Below are 15,429 nucleotides of genomic sequence, written 5' to 3' on the forward strand. Positions count from 1 at the left end.
GCTCACTCGGCCGCGCCGCGGACGCCGGTCTGCCGGGCCATGCGGGTGGCGCGCTTGTTCTGGATGGCCTGAAGCTGCTCGGGGGCGGGATTGGCGCCGCCCTCATAGGCTTCCAGGAAGTCGAGCAGTTCCTCGCGGTAGGCGTAGTAGTCCGGGTGGGAGAGCAGCGCCTTGCGGCTGCGCGGCCGCGGAAGGTCCACCTCCATGATGTTGCCGATGCGGGCGTTTGGCCCGTTGGACATCATCACCACCCGGTCGGCGAGCAGGATCGCTTCGTCCACGTCGTGGGTAACGCAGATGGCGGTCACCTTGGTGCGCGCCCATACCTCCATCAAGACTTCCTGCAGTTCCCAGCGCGTCAGGCTGTCGAGCATGCCGAACGGCTCGTCCAGCAGCAGCAGCTTGGGCGAAAGGGCGAAGGCGCGGGCGATGCCGACCCGCTGCTTCATGCCGTTGGAAAGGTCGGCGGCGAGCCGGTGCATGGCCTCGCCCAGGCCCACCCGCTGCAGGTAATATTCGACGATGTCGCGCCGCTCGCCCGGGGTCGCCTCCGGATAGACCTTGTCCACGCCGAGCGCGACATTCTCCCGCGCCGTCAGCCAGGGCATGAGCGAGGGCGCCTGAAACACCACCGCGCGGTCCGGCCCCGCGCCGGAGATTTCACGCCCATCCAGCACCACGCCGCCGGAGGAGATGCTGTTCAGCCCCGCCGCCATGGACAAGACGGTGGACTTGCCGCAGCCGGAATGGCCGATAATGGAGATGAACTCGCCCTTGTTGATCTTGAGATCGAAGCCGTCCACCACGGTGAGCGGGCCCTTCGGCGTGGGGTAGACCTTGCGAACCTCGGAAAACTCCACATAACGCTTCTCGATGGGCGAGGTGGCGCGCTTGGCGTAGGCGGCCGGCAGCGTCGAAGCCTGGGGCTTCTGGGTGATGGGAACCACGTTCGGCAGGGTGATCTGGGCCTGCGCGTCCCCGCCGCGCCGGGCGCCAAGATCCAGCAGATACTCGGTCACCTCCGCGCGGATGCGGATGAAAGCCGGATCGGAATTCATGGCCGAGCGGGCACGCGGGCGTGGCAGGTCCACCGCAAACGAGCGGCCCAGCGTGGCCCGCGGGCCCGGCGTGAGCGGCAGGATGCGGTCGGCGAGCAGGATCGCCTCGTCCACGTCATTGGTGATGAGGACGATGGTCTTTTTCTCACGCTCGCAGATGGCCGCGAACTCGTCCTGCAGCTTGGCGCGGGTCAGCGCGTCCAGAGCCGACAGCGGCTCGTCGAGCAGCAGCACCGCCGGCCGCATGGCGAGCGCGCGCGCCACCGACACGCGCTGGCGCATGCCCCCCGACAGCTCGGCGGGCCTGCGATCCCGGGCATGGGAAAGGCCCACCATGTCGATGTAGGTGGAGACAATCTCCCGCCGCTCCGCCTTCGGGCGGGCCTTGTGCACGCTCCCCACCGCCAGGGCGACGTTGTCTTCCACCGACAGCCACGGCATCAGCGCATAGTTCTGGAACACCACGCCGCGCTCCGGCGCCGGGCCGGTGACGGCAGCGCCCTTGAACAGCACCTGCCCGGAGTCGGGCACAGCAAGCCCCGACAGCAGCGAGATGAGGGTGGACTTGCCGGAACCGGAGAAGCCGACGATGGCGATGAACTCGCCCTCGTTCACCTGAAGATCGATGCCGGCGAGCACCGCGTTGCGGGCCGGTCCCGCCCCGAACCCCTTGGCGACGCCGCGCGCCTCCAGGATCGGAGCGGTTTCGATGGCGTGAAGGGTGGTCATGCGCGCCCCCTCAGCGGTTGGTGGAGAAGGTGAAGGCGGACTGCAGCGCGTACATCACCCGGTCGAGGATGAAGCCGATGATGCCGATGGTGAAAACCGCCACCATGATGCGCGCCAGGGAGGTGGAGGAGCCATTCTGGAACTCGTCCCACACGAACTTTCCAAGGCCCGGGTTCTGCGCCAGCATCTCGGCGGCGATCAGCACCATCCAGCCCACGCCCAGCGCCAGCCGCAGGCCGGTGAAGATCAGCGGCAGCGCCGAAGGCAGCACCAGCTTGCGGATGGTGGTGAAGGTGGAGAGCTGCAGCACCTTTCCGACATTGACCAGGTCCTTGTCGATGGAGGCGACGCCCAATGCGGTGTTGATGATGGTGGGCCACAGCGAGCACAGCGTCACCGTCACCGCCGAGATCACCATCGACTTCGGCAGCAGGTCGGAGGGATTGAGGTACACCGCCGACACCACCATGGTGACGATCGGCAACCAGGCCAGGGGCGACACCGGCTTGAATAGCTGGATCAAGGGATTGATGGCGCCGTTGAAGGTCTTCGACAGGCCGCAGGCGATGCCCACCGGAATGGCGATGACGGTGCCGATGAGGAAGCCCAGGCCCACGGTCAGCAGCGAGGTGAAGATCTGGTCCACGTAGGTGGGCTTGCCGGTATAGGCGCGCACCTTCACCTGATCGGCCTTGCCCTGCTCCACCAGGGCGGCATTGCGGACGTCCTGCCGGGCATGGAACTCGGCGGCCTTGCGGCGCTCGGCGGCGTGGTCGGCGAACAGGGCGCCGGCCTGCTCGGCCACCGCCATCGGCCCCGGAATGGCCCCGAGCGAGGTCTGCACCTTGGGCGCCAGCACCGCCCACACCGCCAGGAACACCAGGATGCCGGCGAGCGGCACCAGCAACACCCGCTTCAGTTCCCCGAGCTGCTCGGAAACCGAGTCGCCGGCCGCGATCTTCACCAGCGGCACGACGAAACCCAGCCCGAGCACATTGAGCCAGACAGCGGCGCGATTGATGGCCTGGAAGATCTTCTCGCGGCGCGCGGCCTTGCCGGCGGTCGCATCGAAGGTTTCGGACACGTGGGACATGGTCTTGCTCCTCGCCTTGCGGTCAGCCGCCGGTGATCTCGCTGCCCTCGACCTTCTGGTTTCCCTTCAGGCCGATGGGCAGGGAGTCGATGTAGGCGTTCGGAGTTTTTCCGTCATAGCGCACGCCGTCGATGAAATCGGATGTCGCCGGCTTGTATCCATCGGACCCGTTAGGGAACTCGTCCGCCTTGGCCTTGCCCTCTTCCACCAGAAGCTTGGCCGCCGTCATGTAGATGTCGGGCTTGTAGACGGATTTGGCGATCTCGGCGTACCAGGCATCCGGCTTGTGCTCGGGGATCTGGCCCCAGCGGCGCATCTGGGTGAGGTACCACACCGCGTCCGAATAGAAGGGATAGGTGGCGTTGTAGCGGAAGAAGACGTTGAAATCCGGCACCTCGCGCTTGTCGCCCTTCTCGTATTCGAAGGTCCCGGTCATCGAATTGGCAATGACCTTGGCGTCGGCGCCCACGTATTCGCTCTTGGCGAGGATTTTCACTGCCTCGTCGCGATTGGCGTTGTTGTTTTCATCCAGCCACCGGGCAGCGCGGATGAGGGCCTTGGTGAGGGCCACCGTCGTATTAGGATATTTCTGGGTGAATTCCTTGGTGAGGCCGAAGACCTTCTCGGGATTGTTCTTCCAGATCTCGTAATCGGTCACCACCGGCACGCCAATGCCCTTGAACACCGCCGCCTGGTTCCAGGGCTCGCCCACCGAATAGCCGACGATGGTGCCCGCCTCCAGGGTCGCCGGCATCTGTGGCGGCGGCGTCACCGACAGCAGCGCGTCGGCCTTGATCTGGCCCGACACGTCGCTGGTCGAATAGTAGCCGGGGCTGATGCCGCCGGCGGCGAGCCAGTAGCGCAGCTCGTAATTATGGGTGGAGACCGGAAACACCATGGCGAGATTGAACGGCTTGCCCTGAGCCTTGTACGTCTCCACCACCGGCTTCAGCGCATCGGCCTTGATGGGATGCTGCGGCTTGCCGTCGGTCCCGGTGGGAATGCCCGGCTTCATCTGCGCCCACACCGCGTTGGAGACGGTGATGGCATTGCCGTTGAGGTCCATGGAGAAGGGGGTGACGATCTCCGCCCTGGTGCCGAAGCCGATGGTGGCGGCCAGCGGCTGGCCGGCCAGCATGTGGGCGCCATCGAGCTCGCCGGTGATGACGCGGTCGAGCAGCACCTTCCAATTGGCCTGCGGCTCCAGCGTCACGTAAAGCCCCTCATCCTCGAAGAAGCCCTTCTCCTTGGCGATGGCCAGCGGCGCCATGTCGGTCAGCTTGATGAAGCCCAGCTTCAGCTCGTCCTTCTCCACGGGGAGCGGACCGGCGAGGGCGGGGGCGGCGAAGCCCGCCAGCACAGCGATGGCGGCAAGGCGGGAAAGGCGCTTCGGTCCGGCGTCGGTTGTATAGGCCATTTGGGGTCCATTCTTGGACGTGGGGGCATCCCCGGTTAAGGCCGCGGCCCGCGAGAGCGGGGGCGAAAAGCAAAAAAGCCGCGAAACCGTCAGCAGGCCCCGGGTGGGACGTGTGAGGTTTGGCGGCTTTGCCATGGAGCCCTTCGTTGGGCGCCGAATATTGGGATGAGCTAAAGAACCATGCTTATTCTAATTCTGCAAGATGCTTTCTTGTGCGATGCGCTATCTGCACTGCATTTGGTTGTTGTGCTGCAAAAATAGTCAGCCAACGCTCACCTCTTGGCCACATCCAGTCCCGGCACGGCCGCCTGTGCGCGGATGTAGTCGTCGATCCGGTCGGGATCGAAGATGTGTCCATCGAAGAAGCCGTCAGGCCCCAGCACCAGGCTGGAATTGGCCGCGCCCACCGGGGTCGGCCTCACCAATGCGCCCTCCACCTTCAGGTTGGCGCCCGGCAGCGGCGCGCCCAGGCCGCGCAACGCCCTCCGGTACAGGTCCGGCCGGTAGGAATCGCGGGCGATGAGGGCGTTACGCGGGGAGTGGCTGCAAAAGCCCCAGCGCACCATCTGGCTATAGAACCACAGGGCATGGCTCTGCCAGGGGAAGGTGGCGGCCTTGGACGCGGTCAGGAAGAAGTCGTCCACCTGGACGATGCGGCCGACGGCCACCTCCATGGCGCCGGACAACCCCGTGGCCAGAAGCGCCGGGTCCACGTCCAGGAAGCGCGGCGCCGCCAGGATGCGGGCCAGCTCGCCCTGGTTGCCCCGCTCGCCGCACCACAGCGCGGCGCGGTAGAGCCCCCGCAGGAAGGCGTCGAGGGCGGCCGGATTGGCGTCCGCCCAGGGGCGCGACACGCCCAGCACCTTCTCGGGGCTGGACCGCCAGATCATCGCCTTCACGGTGGCAATCTGCCCCGCGCGCCCGCGCACGGCTGCGGTGTTCCAGGGCTCGCCGGCGCAGAAGCCGTCGATCTGCCCGCCCGCCAGCGCGCCGGGCATCTGCGGCGGCGGCAGCACCACGATTTCCACATCGCGGTCGGGATCGATGCCCGACGCGGCGAGCCAGAAACGCAGCTCGAAATTGTGCCCGGAGAACGAATAGACCACGCCGAACCGCAGCGCCGGCAGGCCCCGCGCCCGGCGCGCCGCCACCACCTGCTTCAGCGCCCGTCCGACCTGACCGGCATCCAGCGTCCCGCCCGCCCCGGCCGCCTCCAGCTCCCGCGCCACGGCGGTGGAGACGGTGACGGCATTGCCGCCGAGCCCCATGGCGAAGGGAGCGAGCAGCGTGGGCGAGAGCGGAAACAGGCCGAGATTGGCGGCGATGGGCATGGGCGCCAGGATGTGGGCGGCATCCAGCGCCCCCACCGCGAGGCGGTCGCGGATGCTGCTCCACGACGGCTCCCGGCTGAGGCGCACCATGAGGCCTTCCTCGCGGGTGAAGCCCTTCACCACCGCCGCCACCAGGATGGCGCTGTCCAGCAGCGGCAGGAAGCCCACGCGAATATCGGCATCCTCGGTTGCGGCGTCCTGCGACATGGCTAGCCCTCCAGCAGTCCAGCCGCCATGACGAGGCTCTGGGCGATGTCGGCGATCTTGCGGTTCTGATTCATGGCGGTGGTGCGCAGCAGCTTGTAGGCCGCCTCCTCCGAAAGCCCGCGGGATTTCATGAGAATGGCCTTCGCCCGGTCGAGCGTCTTGCGATTCTCCAGCTCGGTGCGCGCTTCCTCCAGCTCGCGCGCCATGCGCGAGAACGCGTTGAAGCGGGAAATCGCCATGTCGAGGATGGGCTTGACCCGCTCCTGCCGGAGCCCGTCCACCACATAAGCGGACACCCCCGCCTCGACCGCCGCCTCGATGGCCGCCCGGTCGGAGCGGTCCACGAACATGGCGATGGGGCGCTGCACCGAGCGCGACAGCAGGAACATGCTTTCGAGCATGTCCCGATTGGGATTTTCCAGGTCGATGACGATCACGTCGGGCGAGACCCGCTCGATGGTGCGCGCCACCCCCTGGATCTCGTGCACCACGCTGACGCGGACATGCCCGGCCGCGCGCAGCCCCTCTTCGATGATCTGCGCCCGGATGGCGTTTTCGTCGATGACGAGAATGGAAAGGTCCGCGTCGCGCATCACGTCTTTCTGCCCGAACCCCGCCGGCCGCGCAACGCAGGCGCGCACGGGCCACCCTCAATACACATCGCGCACATACCGCTTGGTTCGCGCCAGCCCGGCGACATGCTCGCGCGCCGCCTCCCGGTCCAGGCCGCCATGGGTCGCGACGATCTCCACCAGCGCCGCGTCCACGTCCCGCGCCATGCGCGCCGCGTCGCCGCAGACATAGACATGGGCCCCCTCCTCCAGCCAGCGCCACAGCGTGGCGCCGGCCTCCCGCATGCGGTCCTGCACATAGATCTTGCGCGGCTGATCGCGGGAAAAGGCGGTGTCCAGGCGGGTCAGGTGGCCGCGCTTCAGCCACGCCTCCAGCTCGTCGCGATAATAGAAATCGCTGGCGGCATGCTGCTCACCAAAAAACAGCCAGTTGCGCCCGCCCGCGCCCGTCAGTTCGCGCTGCTGCAGAAAAGCGCGGAACGGCGCGATGCCGGTCCCAGGACCGATCATGACAACAGGCACCTCCCCCGCCTTCGGCACCCGGAAGTGAGGCGAGGCCTGAACGAACACGGAAGCCTCCCGCGCCCGGTCGGAGAGGAAGGTGGAGGCGACGCCGCCACGCGCACGGCCAGCACAGTCGTAGCGCACGGCGGACAGCGTCAGGTCCACCTCGCCCGGCGTCATCAGCGGGCTGGAGGCGATGGAATACAGGCGCGGCTGCAGGCGCTTCAGCACCGCCACGAACTCGCCCACCGGCACCTTGCGCGGCGCGGCGCGCAGCACGTCGGCCAGCTGGCGGCCCCATAGCGCCCGGTCCAGCTCCGTCCGTGTCCCGCCGAGCAGCGCCGCCAGCTCGCCGTCGCCGCTGGCCCCCGCCCACCACCGCAGAACATCAGGATGCGGGCGAGAAATCTCGAAATGCCGCTCCAGCGCCTGGGCCAGGGGCATGGCGCCCTCGGCTCCCGCCACCACCGGCGCCTCGGGATCGAGCTGTAGCAGACCGATGATCTCGGCCACCAGGGCCGGATCGTTGCGCGGCATCACCCCCAGCGCGTCGCCCGCCTCATAGGCCAGCTCGCCAATGGCAAGGCCGATCTGGCGCACCTCCTTGCCGCTGCTGGGAGCGTTGAGCCGCCGGTTGCGCACCACCTGGGCCACCACGGTGCGGCGCCGATCGGAGGCCGGCTTGGGCGCCGGATTGGGGGCGGCGGCGGGAGAGACTTGAAGCAGCCGGGCTGCCGTCTGCTGCCAGGCGGCAGCCGCGTCCTCGCCGTCGGGCTCGCAGTCCGCCCGCTCCAGCAGGCGCAGGGCCCCCAGCTCCGCCAGGCGGGCGTCGAGCTTGCGGCCGAAGCCGCAGAACTGGGCATAGGTGCTGTCGCCAAACGCCAGCACGCCGAACCGCAGGTCCTGCAGCGGCGGGGCATCCGGCTGGCTCAGCCGGGCCCAGAAGGCGCCGGCGTTGTCGGGTGGATCGCCGTCGCCGAAGGTGCTCGCCACGAACAGGGCGGCGCCCGCGCCCGCAAGATCGGCCGGCGCCAGCTCGTCCAGGGCGGCAAGCCGCACCCCCAGCCCGCCGCCGCGCAGCGCCTCGGCCAGGGCGGCGGCCGCCGCCTCGGCCCGCCCGGTCTGGGAGGCGAACGCCACCAGGACGCGCCCCCCCGGCGGCGCGGCCTCCGCCGTCATCGGTGCGCGGGAGAACAGGCCCGCCAGCAGGCCATCGACCGCCAGCCGCGCCTCGGCGCGCAGCGGCGCCGCCGCCGGCAGCACCGGAATCTGTCCATCGGCCACCGGCCGCGCCGAAAGGCCGCTGAGGAAGCCCTGGAGATAGCCCCGCTCGGCGGCCTCCAGGACCAGATCGACGCCCGGCTGAAGGCCGAGCAGCGCGGCAAGGGCGCCGGCGGCATCGCCGGCGGCGCCGGCCGGAACGCGGGACGGGGGGGACACACGGGCCATGGATGGGCTCTCCCGCTGCGGCGCCGGCCCCACCCGGGTGAGGGCGACGGCGGCAATCTTCAATTCCGGCTGGTGCGACAGCGGATCGACGGCGTCGCTGGTCACGGCATTGATGGCGATGGCGTCGCCGAACACGTCGGCCCAATGGAAGGGCGCGAAGCACTCCTCCGGCCGCACCCGCGCGCTCAGCCGCGCCGGCAACACCGCCCGCCCCCGCCGCGAGCGCACTTCCACCCGGTCGCCCTCGGCGATGCCGAGCCGCGCCGCGCGCTCTGGATGAAGCTCCAGGAACGGGCCGGGATTGAGCTTGTTGAGGGTCGGCACCTTCCCGGTCTTGGTCAGCGTGTGCCACTGGTGCTGCAGGCGCCCGGTGTTGAGCACCAGCGGGAACGCGTCGTCCGGCACCTCGGCGGGGGGCACATGGGGCGAGGGCACGAACCGCGCCCGTCCGTCCGGGGTGGCGAAGGCCAGGTCCGGCGCCCGCCCGTCGGCCTCCACCCGGCGCGGCATGTGGCGCCCGTCGTTGCGGTAGCGGATGGGATTGCGCGGCCCGCCATCGCGCGCCACCGGCCATTGCAGTGGCCCGCCGGCCAGCCGGGCGTGGCTGGCTCCGGCGAGGTCATAGCCGGTCTGCGGATTGGAAAAGGCGGTGATTTCCGCGAACACCTCGGAGGCGTCGGCATAAGTGAAGGCGTCGGCGAATCCCATGGCGATCGCCACGTCGGCGATGAGCCGCCAGTCGGCCCGCGCCGCCCCCGGGGGCGCCACCGCCTGCGGCGCCAGGGTCAGGTTGCGCTCGGAATTCACCAGCACCCCATCGGCCTCGGCCCACAGGGCGCCGGGCAGCAGCACGTCGGCGTAAACGCTGGTCTCGGTGTCCAGGAAGGCATCCTGCACCACCACCAGTTCAGCCGCCTTCAAGGCATCTATAACCACCTGGCGGTTGCCCACCGACGCCACCGGATTGGTGCAGATGATCCAGCACGCCTTGATGCGCCCAGCCTTCATCGCCTCGAACATGGCCGTGGTGCCGGCCGCCGCCTCGGCGCGCAGGGTGCCCGGCTTCAGCCCCCACACCGCTTCGGTGAAGGCCCGGTCGGCGGGCACGGTCAGGCTGCGCTGGCCGGGCAGGCCCGGGCCCATGTAGCCCATCTCGCGCCCGCCCATGGCATTGGGCTGGCCGGTGAGCGAGAACGGCCCGGCGCCAGGCCGGCAGATCTGTCCCGTGGCCAGGTGCAGGTTGCAGATGGCGGTGGTGTTGGCGGTGCCGTGGGTGCTCTGGTTCAGCCCCATGGTCCAGCAGGTGGTGAAGGCCGCGGCGGCGGCGATCAACTCCGCCGCGCGGCGCAGGTCCGCCTCCGGAAGGCCGGTGAGGGTCGCCACCGTGGCGGGCGGATAATCGGCGAGCTGGGCCGCAACTGCGTCCCAGCCGGAGGTGTGGCGGGCGATGAAGTCCGCATCCACGCGCCCGGCCGCCGCCAGCAGGTGCAGCAGGCCGTTGAGAAAGGCGAGGTCCGTTCCCGGGCGGATCTGAAGAAACAGGTCGGCTTTTTCGGCGGTGGAGGTGCGGCGCGGGTCCACCACGATCAAGCGGGCCCCCGCCTTCACCCGGTCCATGAGGCGCAGGAACAGGATGGGATGGCAATCGGCCATGTTGGCGCCGATGAGCAGGAACAGGTCTGCCGTGTCGAAGTCATCATAGGAGCCCGGAGGCGCGTCGGCCCCGAACGCCAGCTTGTAGCCGGCACCGGCGCTGGCCATGCACAAGCGCGAGTTGGATTCGACATGGCCGGTGCGAATGAAGCCCTTGGCCAGCTTGTTGGCGAGATACTGCGCCTCCATGGACATCTGCCCGGAGACATAGAAGGCCACCGCGTCCGGCCCATCGCGGGCGATGATGTCCTCCAGCCGCCGGGCGACCTCGCCCACCGCCTGGTCCACCCCCACCGGCACCTGGTCGTCGCCCCGGCGCGCACGGGTGAACGCGCCGGCCAGCCGGCCGCGCCCGAGCGGCTCGGCGCAGGTGCTGCCCTTGGTGCACAGGCGCCCGGCATTGGCCGGATGGGCCTTGTCGCCGGAGACCTTGACCACCGCGCCGTCGCGCACGTCCAGCACGATGCCGCAGCCCACCCCGCAATAGGGACAGACGCTCCTGACCTTCTCCGTCGCCTGCGCCGCGCCGCTCATGCCCGCTCCAAAACGAAAAAAGCCGCCACCAGCGCTCCCCGGAGGGGAACGCAGGTGGCGGCTTTGCCACATGAGGATTCATCCTCGGCCATCCCGCGCCATCGTGGCGCCCAACGGCCCTATGTCTCTCGATGCCCTTTAGTAAAACCAATGCGCGGCGCGAACGCAAGCCTCCATTGAGCACATGAACACGCCATCGGGCACGGCGGCCTTGCGGACCGCACGCCTACCGGGTCGCGGGCGCCGCCGAAACATAATGAATGGCGCGATGGATCAGCTCGGCCAGATTGCCGGCGCCGAGCTTGACCTTGAGCTGGGAGCAGGTGTTCGCGACCGTCTTGTAGCTCACCCCCAGCTCGTCGGCGATCTGGCCATAGGCCTTGCCCTCGGCCAGCAGCGCCAGCGCCTGCAGCTCGCGCGGGGTCAGGTCCGCCATGGCGCCTGGCCGGCCGCGGCTGCTCAGCATGGCCACGTCCAGCGCGAGCTGATGGCTGATATAGGGCTGGCCCCGCCGCACCTTGTCGAACGCCTCCAGCAGGTCGGCGGCCGAGGTGTCCTTCACCAGATAGCCGGTGGCGCCCGCCTCCAGCGCCCGGCTGGCGATCACCGGATCGGCGTGCATGGAGAACACCAGGATCGGCATGCGCGGCGCCTGGGCGCGCAGCCGGCGCACCAGGGGCAGGCCAGCAAGGCCGCTGCCGCTGAGCGCGAGATCGACGATCACCACATCCGGCCGGCGGCGGCGGAACAGGCGATAGCCGGAAAGCGCGGTGCCCGCCTCCATCAGCTCACACACGCCGGCATCCTCCAGGATGTAGCGGCAGCCCTGCAGCACGATGGGATGGTCGTCGATCAGCAGCACATTCGTCATGGTCTCGGCTCGTCTGCGCCGGGCCGGTCCGCGCCGCGCATGGGAAGGGGAATTTCCACCGTCAGCACGGCGCCGCCGCGCGGGTCCGCCGCCAGCCCACAGACGCCGCCCAGCGCCCGCACCCGCTCGCGCATTCCGGCGAGGCCCAGTCCGCTGGACAACGCCGCCGGGGGACCGCGCCCGTCATCGCGCACCAGCAGCCGCAGGACCGTCGCGGGGGAAGCCGCGAGTGCGCCGGGGGTGGCTGCCGGCGCCTCGCCCACGGTCAGGCCCACCGTCCGCGCCTCGCCGTGCAGCAGCGCATTGGTGATCGCCTCCTGGGCGCAGCGATAAAGCGTCGCCTCCAGGGCGGCATCGTAGTGGTCCCGCAGCGGGCCGGCCTCGAGGAGGAAGGCGCGTTCAGGATCGTGCTGGCGGAAGTCGGCGAGCAGGCTCGCCAAAACGTCGGCGAGCGGCACATGGCCCAGCGCCGCCGGGCGGATGCGCCGCAACAGGCGCCGGTTCGCGCCCTGCATCCGCTCCACGATGTCGATGAGGCCGGCGGCCCGGGAGGCCATGCGCGCCGCCAGCTCCGGCTGGGCCTGCGCCGACAGGCGCGCGAGCGAATCGGCGCCGGCCTTCAGCCCGAACATCAGCGGCCCCAGTTCGTCGTGCAGTTCCCCGGCGAGGCGCCGACGCTCGTTCTCCTCGATCGTCAGCAGCCGCGCATTGAGGCGGGCATTCTCGCGTCGGGCCGCGTCGAGAGCATCGGCCAGGGCATTCACACCCTCCGCCACCTCCGCGAGTTCGCGGATGCGCGGCGGCGCGAGACGCTGGCACAGGCCATCGTGTTCGAGCTCGCCGAGCGCGGCCCGAAACCCGCCGAGATCGCGCCGCACCCGTCCGAGGGCCAGGAACAGCGCCGCCAGCACCGCCGCGTTGACGGCCAGCGCGACGGCGGCGAAGTCGGACACATCTCCCCACACCTCCGCGACCTCGTCGTCCGGCACGCCGGCCACCCGGACACGGGCGATCAAGGCGCCGCCGGCCACGATATCGATGTCGCGCACCGGCGGCTCCACCCCCACCAGCCGCGCGAACCACTCCGGCGCGGCGTCGACCCGTTCGGCCGGCGCACCCGGCCCGGACGGGAGGGCGCGCCCCTCGGCATCGCTCAGCGACAGCCGCACATGACGCAGGTGGCGCAGATGCATCGGCAGCGCCGCCTCCAGCGCACCAGGATCGGCCGCCACGCGTTCCGCCACCTCGCGCACCATCTGCGCCGCCATGTCCACGGAGGCCGCCATTTCATCGCCGGTGGCGCGGCGGGCATTGGTCACCACCACGAAGCCGGCCACCAGCGCCGCGGCCGCGTTGATGGCCAGCACAGCGCCCAGCACCTGCGCCCGCAGCGACAGCCTCCCGCGGCCCACGGACACCGCCCGCCCGGCCCGACGCGCGCGCATCGCCCGCATCCTCAAGGCACCGGCCGCGCTCACGCCCATCCTCGACAGGCGACCGAAATCGTAATCACGCCAGCCTCCTCAATTCTTCTAATGATGTTCTTATTATTTCCGTCAAAGCACCCAAACACCCAGCATGAAGCATCGGCATTATACGTCACGGCGACACGCCGACCAGCCTCTATGCCGCGCCGCGGGCCAATCTGTGAATACCTGTGTTTTGTTCTTATTCCGGCGCGCCTTAGTCATCCTTCCCGCATCTGATTGCCACTTCTTCCCGGCGCCAATTGCACAAACACCGCGAGACAAGCGGGCCGGAAGGCCTTCAAATCCACTCACGCCAAACAGAACACACAAGAAAAAACTAAGAACACGCAAGAGCTGGTCGCAATCGGAGGGCGACGGCGTCTTCAGAACAACCCAGACCCCCGTGCCGTCGCGCGCCGAAAATCGAACGCGCCGGAGGCCGGCAGGTGGCGATCGCGCCACGATCGCACGTGACGGCGACCACCAACCGGCGCCGTCCGGCCGCAGAGCCATAACAATAAGCCGACCGAGGAAACCCAAGGAAACGCCATATGAACAGACTGTTGTCGTCCGCATCCCTTGTCGCCGTCACGCTCGCGCTCGCCGCCACGGGCATTGCCGCCACCGCCGCGAAGGCCAACGACAAGCTCGTCGAGCTCGCCAAGAGCGACGAGAACTGGCCCATGACCGGCAAGAACTACAATGCCAACAACTTCAGCCCGCAAAAGCAGATCAACAAGGACAACGTGAAGGAGTTGCGGCCGGCCTGGTCCTTCTCCACCGGCGTCCTCAGCGGCCACGAGGGCACGCCGCTGGTGGTGGACGGGGTGATGTACGTGCACTCGCCCTTCCCCAACACCACCTTCGCCCTGGGCCTGGACGATCCCGGCCACATCCTGTGGCAGCACAAGCCCAAGCAGAACCCCACCGCCCGCGCCGTCGCCTGCTGCGACGTGGTCAACCGGGGTCTCGCCTACTGGCCCGGCGACGGCAAGACCGGCCCGCTCATCATCAAGACCCAGCTCGACGGCAACGTGGTGGCGCTCAAGGCTGACACCGGCGAGGAATACTGGAAGCTGGAGAATTCCGACATCAAGGTCGGCTCCACCCTCACCATCGCCCCCTATGTGGTGAAGGATACGGTGCTGGTGGGCTCCTCGGGGCGCGGAACTGGGCGTGCGCGGCTACGTCACCGCCTATGACGTGAAGACCGGCGCCCAGAAATGGCGCGCCTACGCCACCGGGCCCGACGAGCAGGTGATGCTTGCCGACGATTTCAACAAGGCCAATCCGCACTATGGCCAGAAGGGCCTCGGCACCCAGACCTGGGAGGGCGACGCCTGGAAGATCGGCGGCGGCACCAACTGGGGCTGGTATGCCTTCGATCCCTCCACCAACATGGTCTACTACGGCTCCGGCAACCCGGCGCCGTGGAACGAGACCATGCGCCCCGGCGACAACAAGTGGACCATGACCATCTGGGGCCGCGACATCGACACCGGCGAGGCCAAGTTCGGCTACCAGAAGACGCCCCACGACGAGTGGGACTATGCCGGCGTCAACGTGATGATGCTGTCCGACCAGAAGGACAAGACCGGCAAGATGCGCAAGCTTCTGACGCATCCGGACCGCAACGGCATCGTCTACAGCCTCGACCGCACCGACGGCACCCTGGTTTCCGCCGACAAGATCGACGACACCGTCAACTGGGTGAAGCAGGTGGACCTCAAGACCGGCCTGCCGCAGCGGGACCCGGAATTCGGCACCCGCATGGACCATCTGGCGCGGGACATCTGTCCGTCGGCCATGGGCTACCACAACCAGGGCCACGACAGCTATGACCCGGAGCGGCAGTCCTTCTTCATGGGCATCAACCACATCTGCATGGATTGGGAGCCCTTCATGCTGCCCTACCGGGCGGGCCAGTTCTTCGTCGGCGCGACGCTGAACATGTATCCCGGCCCCAAGGGTGACCGGCAGAAATATGAGGGCCTGGGCCAGGTGAAGGCCTATGATGCCATCAACAACAAGTTCAAATGGGAAGTGATGGAGCGTTTCGCGGCCTGGGGCGGCACGCTCGCCACCGCCGGCGGCGTGATGTTCTACGGAACCCTGGATGGCTTCATCAAGGCCCGCGACAGCGACACCGGCAAGCTGCTCTGGAAGTTCAAGCTGCCGTCCGGTGTCATCGGCCATCCCATGACCTACACCCACAAGGGCGTGCAGTACGTCGCCATCTATTACGGCGTCGGCGGCTGGCCGGGCGTGGGCCTGGTGTTCGATCTCAACGACCCCACCGCCGGCCTCGGCTCGGTGGGCGCCTTCAAGCAACTCCAGCACTACACCCAGATGGGCGGCGGCGTGATGGTGTTCTCGCTCGACGGCAAGGGTCCCTACGACGACCCGAACGTGGGCGAATACGCCTCCGGCGGCTGATCGTCCCGTCGCCGGCCGCCGCTTGACCTCGGCGGCGGCCGGCGCTCCCCCCTGCGACCGTGATCCAACCCGTTGCGTTCGCCACGCGCACCGCGCCCGAACGCCT

8 protein-coding genes and 1 pseudogene are annotated in these 15,429 nt (G+C 68.7%); 1 reads left to right on the plus strand and 8 read right to left on the minus strand.

The features are described 5' to 3' along the window. Positions 1 to 2 precede the first annotated feature (2 nt). The 8 genes from V5F53_RS07145 to V5F53_RS07180 form a co-directional block, all read right to left on the minus strand. Positions 3 to 1,787: an ABC transporter ATP-binding protein gene (locus V5F53_RS07145; RefSeq protein WP_393996648.1), complete on the minus strand. Its 1,785-nt coding sequence runs from the start codon at positions 1,785 to 1,787 to the stop codon at positions 3 to 5. Positions 1,788 to 1,797: 10 nt separating this feature from the next. Then, on the minus strand, positions 1,798 to 2,880 hold the full coding sequence (locus V5F53_RS07150) for an ABC transporter permease (protein ID WP_393996647.1): 1,083 nt from the start codon (positions 2,878 to 2,880) through the stop codon (positions 1,798 to 1,800). Between the two features lie 22 nt (positions 2,881 to 2,902). Beyond that, positions 2,903 to 4,297, minus strand: coding sequence for a CmpA/NrtA family ABC transporter substrate-binding protein (locus V5F53_RS07155; protein ID WP_393996646.1), 1,395 nt, complete (start codon positions 4,295 to 4,297; stop codon positions 2,903 to 2,905). A 272-nt stretch (positions 4,298 to 4,569) separates the two neighbouring features. Further along, positions 4,570 to 5,835 carry a CmpA/NrtA family ABC transporter substrate-binding protein gene (locus V5F53_RS07160; protein WP_393996645.1) on the minus strand — a complete coding sequence of 422 codons (1,266 nt, stop codon included), beginning with the start codon at positions 5,833 to 5,835 and terminating at the stop codon, positions 4,570 to 4,572. Positions 5,836 to 5,837: 2 nt separating this feature from the next. Continuing rightward, complete coding sequence (locus V5F53_RS07165; protein WP_393996644.1) at positions 5,838 to 6,428, minus strand: ANTAR domain-containing response regulator; 591 nt, start codon at positions 6,426 to 6,428, stop codon at positions 5,838 to 5,840. A gap of 57 nt (positions 6,429 to 6,485) precedes the next feature. Next, positions 6,486 to 10,547: a bifunctional nitrate reductase/sulfite reductase flavoprotein subunit alpha gene (locus tag V5F53_RS07170; protein ID WP_393996643.1), complete on the minus strand. Its 4,062-nt coding sequence runs from the start codon at positions 10,545 to 10,547 to the stop codon at positions 6,486 to 6,488. A gap of 226 nt (positions 10,548 to 10,773) precedes the next feature. After that, on the minus strand, positions 10,774 to 11,418 hold the full coding sequence (locus V5F53_RS07175; protein ID WP_393996642.1) for a response regulator transcription factor: 645 nt from the start codon (positions 11,416 to 11,418) through the stop codon (positions 10,774 to 10,776). Then, complete coding sequence (locus tag V5F53_RS07180; RefSeq protein ID WP_393996641.1) at positions 11,415 to 12,863, minus strand: LapD/MoxY N-terminal periplasmic domain-containing protein; 1,449 nt, start codon at positions 12,861 to 12,863, stop codon at positions 11,415 to 11,417. Before V5F53_RS07180 ends, V5F53_RS07175 begins: the two co-directional genes overlap by 4 nt. A 575-nt stretch (positions 12,864 to 13,438) precedes the next feature. Here V5F53_RS07180 and V5F53_RS07185 point away from each other — a divergent pair. Further along, positions 13,439 to 15,323 (plus strand): annotated as a pseudogene (locus tag V5F53_RS07185) (methanol/ethanol family PQQ-dependent dehydrogenase). Positions 15,324 to 15,429: the final 106 nt, after the last annotated feature.

Source organism: Xanthobacter cornucopiae (genome assembly GCF_043195065.2).
In the GTDB taxonomy this organism is placed as follows: domain Bacteria; phylum Pseudomonadota; class Alphaproteobacteria; order Rhizobiales; family Xanthobacteraceae; genus Xanthobacter.